Raw genomic sequence first — 12,091 nt, 5'->3', positions numbered from 1 at the left:
TCTCGATTGCGAACAGCAGCCGGCACATACATTTGTCCCATCCTCGCTCACACCTGTGCCTCGATGGTTGGCAAGGCAGTATCGGCGCTCGAAGCCAAAAGGCGACATTCGCATCCGCTGCGGCGAATGCAGCTGCAGCACGCACGCTGCCTCGGTCTAAGTTTTCCGCGAGGCGATTTCCCTTTCGTCGACGCAGATGTATATGAGGCGGGACGAAGCAGGAGCCTACATGACCGCCGATCTGCCCGCCGATCTCGAAACCTATCTTCTGCAGTCGCATGTCGCTCTTGCGCTTGCAGCACCGGACGATGACTCCCCTCTCTTGCTGGTCAACGAGGGTTTTTCCGCTTTGACCGGATTTCGGCCGAGGGACGTGATCGGAAAAAACTGCCGCTTCTTGCAGAAACATGCAGACAACACACGGGCAAAAGCCCGTATCCACGCGTTCTTCGACCGCGATGACCAGTCGAGCGTTCGCACGGATTTGGTGAACTTTCGCAAGGACGGAACGCCCTTTATCAACCTGCTCTACATGTCCAAGCTGCGCGGCAGGTCGGGCGAGGTGCGCTACATATTCGCATCGCAGTTCGACATTAGCCGGTCGCGTCCGGATTTGTTGGCAAGCTACGAAGGCGAACTCGCAGAAACGCTCAGCGGGTTGCGGCCCATCCTTTCCGAAACCGGCACGATCCTCGATGGTTCGTTGGTCACAATCGCAAACAGCGCAATCATGATTGCACAAGCAAAGCTCTTGCTTTCATCACTCGAAGATGCGCGACCGGGCGCCTGAGGTGATTCAGGAATGACAACTCAATCTGGGCCCGCAGTCGTGGGGATCGGCGCTTCCGCTGGTGGCCTTGAGGCTCTGCGCGATATGCTTGCAGCGGTCCATGTCCCATCAAGGATGTGCTTCGTTGTGGTCCAGCATCTGGATCCAACGCATGAGAGTATGCTTGCACAGCTCCTAGACCGGCATACCGCTCTCGAGGTGTCTCAAGCGGAAGGCGGGGAGCGCGTCGCCCCAGATAAAGTGTTCATCATCCCACCGGGACGCGGTCTGGCAATAAAAGACGGACGCCTCGAACTGACTGACTTTTCCCAGCCGCGAGGGATGCGCCGTCCCATCGACGATTTTTTTGTTTCATTGGCCGAGGACCAACAGGCTCGCGCCGCCTGCGTTATCCTGTCCGGAACCGGGGCTGACGGCACGACAGGCTTGCGCGCGGTCAAAGAAAATGGGGGCATCTGCGTCGTTCAGACCCCGGAAAGCGCAAAGTATGACGGCATGCCCCTTTCTGCCGTTGGAACGGGGCTGGTCGACTTCGTCAAATCGCCCTCAGAGATCGCAGAATGCCTCCGCGAGTTCTATGAGCGCAAGAGTGGAGATACCGCGCCGCAGGCGGGGGTTGTCGCAGATCATGTGGATGAATTGTGTCGATCCCTGCGCGCGGTCATTGGGCATGATTTCTCCGGCTATAAGCGAAGCACGCTTATTCGGCGGATCGAGCGCCGGATGCATGTGCTCGGCATCGACGCCGCGCGAGACTATCTCGATCGCGTGAAGGCGGATCGGATTGAATGCGATGCTCTGTTCCGTGATCTGCTCATCAACGTGACACGCTTTTTCCGTGATCCGGCGGCATTCGACGCCCTGGCACGGCTCGCACTGGATCCGCTCCTCGACACGCGTGACGTCGGAGAAGAACTCAGAATCTGGGTTGCGGGGTGTTCGAGTGGCGAGGAGGCCTATTCTATCGCCATGCTCGTTGCCGATCGGATGCGCCAACGCGGAGACGTGTTTTCTCTGCAGATCTTCGCGACGGATATTGACGAGCAAATGCTCCAGATCGCCCGCGAGGGGCGGTATCCGCTGTCAGCCATCGTCGACATCCCGGAAAGTTTGCGCGAACGCTATACGACGCCCCATGCGGACCATTTCAGCATCAATAGCGAAATCCGGGATGTAATTCGGTTTTCGAGCCACAGCGTTGTAAAAGACCCGCCGTTCTCGAAGGTGGATCTGGTGTCATGTCGCAACCTGCTCATCTATTTCGATGATAAGCTGCAACAGTCGGTTTTGCCCCTTTTCCATTATGCGATCCGGCCGGAGGGCTATCTGTTCCTCGGGCCTTCGGAAAGCGTCGGACGGTTCGAGCATCTTTTCCCCGCCTTGGATCAACAAGCGCGCGTGTTCCAGCGCTCGCCTGGCGCACCTTCCTATCCCATTGATCTTCCTGGGAGCTACCGAGGCACCTCTTCGCAAGGCCGAGCCCCTGCGCAGTCGGCTGGTCGCAGGCACGTGACCGAAGAAGGCGCTGCAGTGCGGCGGTTGATCGAACGATATGCGCCTGCGAGCATGGTTTTGGACCAAGATGCTGGAATTATCGCGGCCTACGGCCGGCTCGGGGCCTACTTTGATTTTCCTGTGACGAGGGAGGGCGGTTCGAGCGCCATATCGCTTGCTCGTCCTGGACTCAGAAAGGTCATCGGACCACTGCTACGTCAGGCACGCGATACCGCAAGACGCGCAATCGTCAAAGACGTGGAAGTCGTCAGCGAATTTGGCACGCAGCCCGTCAACGTGATCTGCGATCCCCTTGCCGACGGCACGACGCTGCTTGTCATCAAGGAGGCGGGATCTTTCCTGCCGGAACGCAGCACCGATATCACTGAGCTTCAGAACGCCGATGACAACCTTGACGCGCTCGAAGATGAACTTCGGGCGACACGGCATCGGTTGCGCTCGACCGTCGAAGAGCTTGAAACGGCGAATGAGGAGCTGAAAAGCTCCAACGAAGAAATGATGTCGATGAACGAGGAGTTGCAGTCGACCAACGAAGAACTGGCGACGGTCAATGACGAGTTGAAGACGAAGGTCGATCAACTCACTGTTGCGAACTCCGACCTTCGGAACTTCTTCGCCTCGACTGATTTGGCGGTGGTCGTTCTGGATCGCGACCTCAACATCCGCAGCTATACTGACGCTGCCCGCTCGATTTTCCCCCTACAGCCTGCCGATCATGGCCGGCCCCTGTCGGACGTGGCCAGCCGCCTTGTCGATGACGAGTATATTGAGGATGCCAAGGCGATCATCGACGGGTCCACGGGCAAGATCCGGCGTGTTCGGAATGCGACCTCCGGTCAATCCTTTTCCCTTCGCGCGCTGCCATACCGGCTTCAGAATGGAACTGTGGACGGCGTGACGCTGGTGTTCAGTGATATTTCAGACGCTCTCGACCTCGAACGCAGCCTTGCAGAAGCGCGGGACTGGCGGGATCTCGCGGTGAAGGCCGCGGGGATTGGCGTCTGGGAATACCTCGTGGACGACGACAAGTTCATCTTCGACGAGGCCGAGCAGGCCTTGTTGGATGCCCCGTCCGAAGGTGCCGTGGACGACATTCTCGCACGCGTGGTCTTTGCGGATGACCACGCGATGGTCAAAGAGGTCTTGGCTCGATCTGCTGCAACAGGGGAGGAGCTAGAGGTCAATTTCCGCACACACGGACCCGACGGATCGATACGCTGGATAAAGGGTCTCGGGCGCAAAATCCCCGGGGATGGCCCCCTTCGCCTTGTGGGCGTTTCGGTCGATGTCACAGGGGAATATGCCATAGCGGAAACCCGGCAGTTAATGGTTCGCGAGATGAACCACCGGGTCAAAAACCTTTTTGCCATTATCGGCAGCATGATCATGGGCCAAGCTCGGACCCAAACCGATGTGCGGACCTTTGCATCCTCCGTCCGGGAGCGCATCTCGGCTCTGGGTCGAACCCATTCGCTTGCAACATCAGACAGGATCGGTGAAGCGATCGATCTTGGTGCAATTCTGCGCACCACGATCGCGCCTTACAAGGATCATGCGTCCATCTGTATCGAGGGCCCCGATGTCCTCGTGCGCCCGGCATTTTTGTCACCGCTTTCAATGACCCTTCATGAGTGGGCGACAAACGCCGCGAAGTATGGTGCGCTCAGAAAGTCGTCTGGCGGTCTGCATGTGACATGGCAGAAAATCGATACAGGCGTGGAACTCTTCTGGCGTGAAAGCTTTGAACCCATTGAGGTGCCGCTCGGCGAAGCAGGGTTCGGAACACGTCTCGTCGAGATGTCGGTTCGTCAGCTTGGTGGTGATCTGAAGCAGACAATAAGCAACAAGCAGGTCGAACGGATCTGCACATTACCAGGCGATGTTTTTGATGACCAAGAATGACACCGTGCTGCTCGTCGAAGACGAACTTCTTGTAGCGATGGAGATACAGGATCTTATCGAGGACGTAGGCCTCGCCACAGAAGGTCCTTATTCCACCGTCGCTGGCGCGAATGAGGCTCTAGGTTCTATTCAGGTAGCATGTGCCGTGCTTGATGTCCGGCTTCGTGATGGTGACATCTTTCCGGTTGCAGATGAACTTTGCGCACGGGGCATCCCGATGATCTTCCATTCGGGTCATGCAACGCCCGACCAGATCACTTCGCGGTATCCTGACGCCATCTTTTTCGAAAAGCCCTGCGTTCCTGCGCAGATCGTCCAGACGATCCGTCAACTGACCGGGAAAGAGCAACTCGTTGCGTAGCACCCGAGATACCAATTTGCGCGGCGGATGGTGGATCCTCTGGGGCTCGTTGGCCTCGCTGTCGATCCTGATTGTCATTCTGTAGTTTGAGCCTGCGCACGCGGGAACCCATTCTCACGACGGCGTGTTAAGTCCCCGCTAGTGGGCGTGCGCATGTTCATCAGGTTCGGCTACGACGTCACGATTTCCTGCCCGCAGGAGACGACGCTTGTTTCGCGCATGGCGATCCGGGACGAGCGCCGCCCGGATCTGCAGCAGGACGAGGTGATCGAGATTTCGGGCGGGGTGCAGCGTCACGAATTCATCGACGGCTTCGGCAATCGCTGCCTGCGAATTCTTGCTCCGGCGGGGGATTTGCGGCTGCGGGGCGACGGGCTGATCCGCGATGATGGCCAGCCCGATCCGGTGATGCTGAATGCGGGCGAGACGCCGATCCACCAGTTGCCCGACGATGTGATGCAATTCCTGCTGCCCAGCCGCTATTGCGAAAGCGACGAGCTGGGGAATGTAGCGTGGGCGCAGTTCGGCCACCTGCCGCCCGGCTGGGCGCGGGTGCAGGCGATCTGCGACCATGTGAATGCCAGCATCGCCTTCAATTATCAGAACGCGTCATCCTTCCGCACGGCGGCGGGGGCGCTGCGGGATGGAACGGGCGTGTGCCGTGATTTTGCCCATACCGCAATCGCGCTGTGTCGCGCCATGTCGATCCCCGCGCGTTACGTCAACGGATACCTTGGCGATATCGGCGTGCCCTATGGCGGGCCGATGGATTTCTCGGCTTGGTTCGAGGCGTTTCTTGACGGCCGCTGGTATGCGTTCGATGCGCGCCACAATGTCCCGCGCATCGGGCGTATCGACATCGCCTATGGCCGCGATGCGNGGCGTATCGACATCGCCTATGGCCGCGATGCGGCGGATGTGGCGATGATCCACAGCTTCGGCCCGCATCTGCTGAAGAATTTCACCGTCGTCTGCGACGAGGAAGCTTTGCTCGCCGCCGAATAGTCTGCGGCGAGCGCCAGCCCTTTTTTTAAAAGCGAACCCCGCTGGCGAGGGCCACCAGCGGGGTTCTATGGGACAGGGAGCGAGGCTGAAATCGGCGAAGAGTCGTATTGTTCCCGGTATCAGCTCCATGCATTCATCTTCGCTCCGGATCAGTTGCCTTCGGCATTCGACCCGATGAACCAAGCATCCTTATCGATGGTGCGGCTGGCGGCGGTCAGGAGGTCAGACGTATCTGCATCCTCGTCCGTCGCATCGATGGCGTCCCTCACGGACGCCGCGACGATCTTGTATCGCTCCGTCAGCTCGCGAACATGATCCTTTACGGTGATCAGGTCAGCCGGGTATTCCGGCAGCGTCGTGGTTTTGGCGACATTCTGGGAGGTGCCATCAGGAGTGCCCCCGAGGATGACAACCCGTTCAGCCATTGTATCGAGGATGCCGCGCAAGTTGCCTGCCGCAGTATCCAGCAGCTCGTGCACGCCAATGAAACCCGCCCCGCGAAGCGTCCAATGCGCCTGCTTCACGATGAGCGAGAGGTCGATCACGAGGCTCAGATTTTTGTTCAGAACCTCAATGGATGTGTTGGCAACCTTATCGGTTAGTCCACTGGCAAAGCGCTCGCGCATTCTTAAACTCCGTTCTTCTCACCGAGGACAAACGGATGGATCTGGACCCAGTTCCTTCTGAGTCATTGGCGCCGCTGCACATATTCTAGGCGATCACTATTGTCGTGATCAGGGGAACTGGAGCGAGGTCCACAGCGATATCTCGGCACATGTCCAAAGTATGGCATAGGAGAGGTCATAATGAGTTCGACGACTGACAAGCTGAAAGCCGCTGGAAACAAGGCCGCGGGCGCTGCCAAAGATGCGGTTGGCAAAGCGACCGACAACAAGGAGCTTCAAGCCGAAGGCAAGGCTCAAAAAGCCAAGGGCGCTGTGCAAGATGCTACCGGAACTGTGAAAGGCAAGCTCGAGCGGTAACCTCGAAGCGATTGTTCCAAGCGGCTCAGTGTTGCGGGGCCGCTTGCCTACTCCGGTGTTCCTTCGGTGCGATCTACGAAGCGTGGACTGCGCTTTTTTACGTAGTGATAACAACAAGCTAAGATTGATCAGAGCAGCCACCGGATCGGCAACCGAGCGGCAGCCTCGCGCATCATTCGGTCCCACCACCTTACACCCGGCTCATGTTTGTGCACTTGCGCCTCAACTTCCCCCTTCTCATGCCAGCTCAGCTCTCCACTCAGACGAACACGATAGGCAACCTGGGGAACTTTGGTCTCGAATACTCGTGCCACCTGCTTTGCCAGCATCGGACTTTCGATGAGAAACCCCATCTCGCAGTTTAGCTGCCAGGATCGCGGATCGAGATTGAAGGAGCCCACAAACAGGCGTTCATCGTCGATAGTGATAGTCTTCGCGTGAAGCGTTGTTGCACCGGACCGCAAAGCTGCGGTTGAACCGGTCCCCGTGCCGCGCAGCCGGTTGCCAATGCCACGGCGGGTTCCGGATTTGCTGTCTACATTCGAGTGCCTATCCGCTTTCAGCTCGAATAGTCGAACACCCGCACGTAGCAGCGCCTTCCGGTAAGGTGCATAACCGGCATGAACCAGTTTCACATCACCTGACCGATAAGAATTGGTCAGGATCGATATTTCTACTCCAGCCCTTGAGAGCGCCGCGAGTTGGCGGACCCCGGCAGGCCCAGGCACGAAATACCCGCTGATCAGTCCAAGCTTATTTAGCGGCCGCCCGATCGCTTTGGCGAGCTGCCCGGCCAAAAGACCCGTGTGATCTGCCTTGCCGAGACCTTTCGCTGGATCGTCGCTTATCAGCGTGACCTCTGCCCATTCGAGTTCCAAATCGCCATCCAAAAGCTGCTTGATGACCGGCAGGCGCCGCACATCCTCCAAGAACCTCCGCCCGTCTTTTTCCGCAGCCACACGAGACGCAGCACGACGCAGTTTTGCAAGCATGCGCGGCCGCCCCTTGGAAAGAACCTGCCCCGCAGGATATGACGAACCGCAAGTCCAGTAGCGTTCGAAATCCCGGCAGACATCATCCACGACGGTCCCGATTGCCAAGACGTCGAGGTCTTCGAACACCCCGCCGTTGCCAGACCCGAAATACTCATCGCCGACATTGCGCCCGCCGACAATCGTCGCCGCGCGATCAGCGGTGAGACTCTTATTGTGCATGCGCCGATTGAGGCGCGGAAAGTCCAGCAAGAACCCGAGGGCCTTCGGAAAACGCAGACCGAACGGGTTAAAGATGCGGATAGAGATCAAGGGATGAGCGTCGAGCGCGGACAATACGGCATCAAGCCCGGGGATGCCGTTATCATCGAGAAGCAGGCGCACACGCACCCCGCGATCGGCAGCCTCCAAGACTGCATTCAGCAAGAGCGTCCCCGTGCGATCGCCGTGCCAGATGTAATACTGCAGATCCAAGGTGCGGGTTGCCTGCTGCACAAGAAGCATCCGCGCCGCAAAGGCATCATGCGGATCGGACAACAGATGGATGCCTGATTGCCCTGCCCGGCCCTGAGCCGCTCGGTTCGAAGACGAGGCGAGCAGACTGTCCCTCTCGACGCCTGGCGCCTCTGGTTCGTCGCCCTGATGACGCTCTGGCAACCGACTGCGCAAAACAAGATATGCCAACCCGGTAAGGCTGATCGCCAGCAATAGTTTCCGACGCACGTTGTTCTCCGGGATTGATCGTGGCACTAACGCTCCAGACAGCACGGCGTTCCCACCCCGGCATCGAGATGAATGCCCTCAACCCGCTCCGGTTGCGCGTTCACTCGCTGCGCGGGCAGGTGGTCAATGAACATGCTAAGCGGCCTGGCGAGCAAGCGCTGCTTGTCGCCCTCAATGGAGTCTTCCGAGCCGTCAAGGTTGTAGAACAAGGCGTGTTGAGTGAACACGCGCGCTCGCGTTTGTTGATTATGTATACTGCCCCGCCTGCTAGGACGGACAGAACACCGCCAAAGCAGACTTGTTCGGTGTGACCAGGGGAACATTCATCGAGTGCGTCAGTCTTGCTTTTTCGGCTGAAAGAAGAGGACAAGCATGCGGCGGCTATGGGTCAACACGATCATCTTCGACTATCCCAATCCTGGCCATCCGGTCGTTCTGGAAGGCCCCCTCCATGCAGCGGCGTTCTTGCGCAAACAGTGGGTCTGGCCAAGAACAAAGGAATATGCCGACGCTCTCGCCGCCTGCAGGGACTGCGTGAATGGGCACACGGAGACTGCCGAGCCGTCCTTTATCGCAGTAAAGCGCGCGCTTAGTTCCGCCGACGTCAGGACGACGCAGGGCAGTTAACGCGCTCCGTCGCGTCTTTCCCCTCCGAATGCGTCTGCTTTTGTGTCAGGCGCTATGCCGCCAACCAGTAGCTTACCCGGTGCCTCAGGCTCGGCGCGCGCCCTAGCTGGCCGATCGCGCGGCCTATCTCAGCAGCGGCCGTGATCCCCTGAACAAAGGGGCGATCATGCATCAGATAGGGAATGGCTCCCATGGCCACCTGACCAAGCGCCAAATCAGGAAGCAAAAGGGAATAGTCGTCGGCAACACGCGGAACGTCGCATGCCGCGTCAAGCAAAAGACGCTTGAGCGTTGGGAATGGCAGATCATCCGAGGTCATTGCGCGCTGGCCTCTCGCGTCGATAAAAAGGTCAAAGTGATGAGTGCATCCCTCCGCAATGATGGTTGTGCCGTTGTCGCTGGTCTCGCGCTCGTAGTCTGGACCCAGAGGCAGGACCTGCAGGATGCCCGCATCACGCAGCGCCAAGAGGCGGCGGATGGTCTCCGACGGTATCGCGGCATAGTTGTCGACGAACACCCGCTTCAGACCCGCGTCGAAACGGGTGCGATCCTCGTCCGAAAAATCGGGCAACATCGCTTCAATCTTCTCATGCATGCGGAGGATCGCATAACGCCACCCCACGGTGCGCTGCTGCGCTTTGTTCTGCTCGACCTCCATTAGATTGCAAGCCGCCCATTTGAATGGATCGCGCCGAAGGCGGTCGGCAAAATAGAGGTCGGCGATGTCATCGGCCGTTGCTGCTTGCAGCCCGACCTCGCGGGCCCAGTCCGGGTCGTCGGCAATGATCTCAGCCTGAAAAAGGGCAAACAGAGCATCAAGATGTCCGCGCGGCGCTTTGGCGCGCAGCGCTTCCAAGGCTTCATCGGTCATGACGCTCAAGGGCTCGTAGGGGATAGGGCAGAAGAAATCGGCCTCGGGCAAAATGCCAGACCGGGACATCATGGTGATAGACAAAGCTTCGCTGCCTTCGGCCAAATCAAAGCACAGTTCGCGACCAATCCCCCTTGTGAAAACGCCATGCTGGCCCGCGACCGCCATGGCGGCATCTATGGAACTAAGCGACGTTCCCATGATGCCGATACGGGCCGCTGCGATGTCCGTATCGAAAAGGCCGGTCCAGGGACTGGGATAGTAGGTGTCGGTGCTATCTTCCTCATCGGGCCAGACATGTCCCGTGCTGAGAATGACCCGATCAAACCGCTCATCACGCAGCGCCACCGCGTCGGCAAGCCTGACGCCCACCTTACCGGGGATCACATCGGTGATCGTGGTTTCCTCGTGGATATGGATCACATGTCCGCGGCCCTCCGCGAGATGCAGCAGTTCGATGAACTGGCTGCGGAAATACTGGCCAAGCAGCAGGCGCGGCGTGAACTGCCGGTCATCGAGCCTGTCCGGGTCCACCCCGAAACCGCGCAGGATTGCCTTTGGCAGGCCGTTCATCCAGCCAAGATAGCTTTGCGGTAGCTGCGGGATCTCGATGCTGGCGATGTTGGCGAGCATCGACTTGCGGCAGGTGTCCGCACTGTAGGGCATGCCGATACCGGCCTGCGCGCCGGTTTCAAAAACGGATATGGATAGTGGCTCGGAATGCTCGATGAGGCTCTGAAGGGAATAGATGCCGGTTGGACCCATGCCGACAATCGCGATGTGTTGTGCCATTTCTATCCCGAGCAATCCGTGCCAGAAGAAGGTGATGTTGAGGGCGGAAGAGACAAGCAGGGGTGCGTGGCTTCTTGAGATACGGCCCGCTATTTCTTGCCTCCAGCCAGCTTGCCCCTGTGTGTTGCGATTGCAGGTGCTGCGACGGGAGGTTGCCGGCGAAAGTGACCGATCCCGCTTCCGTTGGACATTTGGGTTCGGGAGCGGAGAGCATGCTGTATGAGCAATCAAAGAAATCTTCACCAGTGTGCCGCGCTGTGCTGGCGGGAGATAGGTTCGGAAGTCGAGATCTTGCTGATAACCAGCAGGGACACCGGTCGTTGGGTCATTCCTAAGGGCTGGCCGATGGACGGCAAGACGTTCGCAGAAGCTGCGGCCCAAGAGGCGTGGGAGGAGGCGGGCGTCAGGGGTGTGGTTCATCCCATCCCCCTTGGTCGTTACAGTTACTGGAAACCGCAGCTGCACAAACATCTCGACGTCTCGGTCTTCGCTCTAAATGTCAAAGAGGTTGCGGGCAGCTTTCCCGAACGCGGGCAGCGCAAACGGATATGGCGGCCGCCCTCAAACGCCGCTGCAAAGATTGCTGAGAATGCTCTCGCTGCAATGATCGCCAACTTCGTATAAAAAGCCCGAGGCTCGAGTCATGAGTGCTGACGCAATGCAAGACTTATCATTGCCGGGCTGAACAGCTAATTCACTCGTCGGAAAAAGAAAAAGCGCGGCGATTGCCGCGCTTTCCGAATTTATTTAGTCGAGATTACTGAACTTCGGGCCATTCGAATTCCCAAGCGCTCTCGAGAAGAGCGCGATCCGACGTCAGGACGGTGAAGTAGTCATTCGGCGAGTCACCATCGCGAATGACCGCCAGCTCGTCCATCGAGATGGCAACAGTCTTCTCACCCAGGCCGAGGAAACCGCCGATGTCGGTCAATACGGCCTTGACCTGACCATCTTCACCGATGACCAGATCGCTGATCTCGCCGACATCATCCCAGTCCTGATCGACTTCGGTCATTTCCGCGTTCGCGTCGACTTCAACTTCCGACACATACAGGCGCTTGCCGATGAATGTTTCAGCAGACTTATCGCCGGTCGCAAGGGTGTAATTATAGCCCATCGCCGAGGTGTCAGCAGGGGCCGCTGCCGTCGGCTCCGTTGTCGTAGTCGTTGCCGTCTGGGCAATGACAGGAGCGGCAAGCATGGCAACAAAGGCGGTGGATGTGAGCAGCTTAATCAATTGAAGTCTCCCGAATATCATACCGGCTCGAGCCGGGTGCGAGTATAACGGTGGGATATCACCTCGAGTTCCTTTCTATGGCCCATGCAATTCATCCTAGGAAGCTTCGGTCGAAGCGGTTCACCTCGGGAGCACGATTTACTGGCGAACGCGGCCATGCCAAGTTTCGAGAAGGCGCGGAAGACCTCTGCGGGGCTTCGCGTATTGGGATCTAAGGAGCCGATGGTGGCTACATTCTCCTGCATGGGACCGAACGGCCACTAATGGGATGTGCCGGCTGCTCCCCCAACCGT

At 58.5% G+C, this 12,091-nt stretch carries 11 protein-coding genes; 7 read left to right on the top strand and 4 right to left on the bottom strand.

The features are described 5' to 3' along the window. Positions 1-229 precede the first annotated feature (229 nt). From E2K76_RS19450 to E2K76_RS19435, 4 genes are all read left to right on the top strand, one after another. Positions 230-790: a PAS domain-containing protein gene (locus E2K76_RS19450; protein ID WP_136686100.1), complete on the top strand. Its 561-nt coding sequence runs from the start codon at positions 230-232 to the stop codon at positions 788-790. A 12-nt stretch (positions 791-802) separates the two neighbouring features. After that, positions 803-4,207: a CheR family methyltransferase gene (locus tag E2K76_RS19445; protein WP_136686099.1), complete on the top strand. Its 3,405-nt coding sequence runs from the start codon at positions 803-805 to the stop codon at positions 4,205-4,207. Beyond that, a complete protein-coding gene (locus E2K76_RS19440) occupies positions 4,194-4,568 on the top strand; it encodes a response regulator (protein ID WP_136686098.1) in 375 nt (124 codons plus the stop codon). Before E2K76_RS19445 ends, E2K76_RS19440 begins: the two co-directional genes overlap by 14 nt. 153 nt (positions 4,569-4,721) lie before the next feature. Beyond that, positions 4,722-5,573 carry a transglutaminase-like domain-containing protein gene (locus E2K76_RS19435; protein ID WP_136686097.1) on the top strand — a complete coding sequence of 284 codons (852 nt, stop codon included), beginning with the start codon at positions 4,722-4,724 and terminating at the stop codon, positions 5,571-5,573. Between the two features lie 149 nt (positions 5,574-5,722). Here the strand turns inward: E2K76_RS19435 and dps are convergent, their stop codons facing one another. Continuing rightward, entirely contained in the window at positions 5,723-6,199 is a 477-nt protein-coding gene (gene dps / locus E2K76_RS19430) for a DNA starvation/stationary phase protection protein Dps (protein WP_136686096.1), read from the bottom strand. Positions 6,200-6,379: 180 nt separating this feature from the next. Between dps and E2K76_RS19425 the strand changes: the two genes are divergently transcribed. Beyond that, positions 6,380-6,556: a CsbD family protein gene (locus E2K76_RS19425; RefSeq protein ID WP_136686095.1), complete on the top strand. Its 177-nt coding sequence runs from the start codon at positions 6,380-6,382 to the stop codon at positions 6,554-6,556. Between the two features lie 128 nt (positions 6,557-6,684). Here E2K76_RS19425 and E2K76_RS19420 read toward each other — a convergent pair whose 3' ends face one another. Further along, on the bottom strand, positions 6,685-8,271 hold the full coding sequence (locus E2K76_RS19420; protein ID WP_136686094.1) for a phospholipase D family protein: 1,587 nt from the start codon (positions 8,269-8,271) through the stop codon (positions 6,685-6,687). Positions 8,272-8,643: 372 nt separating this feature from the next. Here E2K76_RS19420 and E2K76_RS21165 point away from each other — a divergent pair, with 372 nt between their 5' ends. Beyond that, on the top strand, positions 8,644-8,898 hold the full coding sequence (locus E2K76_RS21165; RefSeq protein WP_136686093.1) for a DUF982 domain-containing protein: 255 nt from the start codon (positions 8,644-8,646) through the stop codon (positions 8,896-8,898). 52 nt (positions 8,899-8,950) lie between these two features. On the opposite strand, the gene E2K76_RS19410 is transcribed toward E2K76_RS21165, so the two are convergent. After that, entirely contained in the window at positions 8,951-10,561 is a 1,611-nt protein-coding gene (locus E2K76_RS19410; protein WP_136686092.1) for an FAD/NAD(P)-binding protein, read from the bottom strand. A 219-nt stretch (positions 10,562-10,780) separates the two neighbouring features. Between E2K76_RS19410 and E2K76_RS19405 the strand changes: the two genes are divergently transcribed. Next, positions 10,781-11,185, top strand: a complete 405-nt coding sequence (locus E2K76_RS19405) for an NUDIX hydrolase (RefSeq protein ID WP_136686091.1) — start codon at positions 10,781-10,783, stop codon at positions 11,183-11,185. A gap of 133 nt (positions 11,186-11,318) precedes the next feature. On the opposite strand, the gene E2K76_RS19400 is transcribed toward E2K76_RS19405, so the two are convergent. Continuing rightward, positions 11,319-11,798 carry a PRC-barrel domain-containing protein gene (locus E2K76_RS19400; protein ID WP_169053409.1) on the bottom strand — a complete coding sequence of 160 codons (480 nt, stop codon included), beginning with the start codon at positions 11,796-11,798 and terminating at the stop codon, positions 11,319-11,321. Between the last annotated feature and the right edge of the window lie 293 nt (positions 11,799-12,091).

This window comes from Falsirhodobacter xinxiangensis (assembly GCF_004959935.1).
Taxonomy (GTDB): domain Bacteria; phylum Pseudomonadota; class Alphaproteobacteria; order Rhodobacterales; family Rhodobacteraceae; genus Falsirhodobacter; species Falsirhodobacter xinxiangensis.
This window is presented reverse-complemented; position numbering and strand designations above follow the sequence as displayed.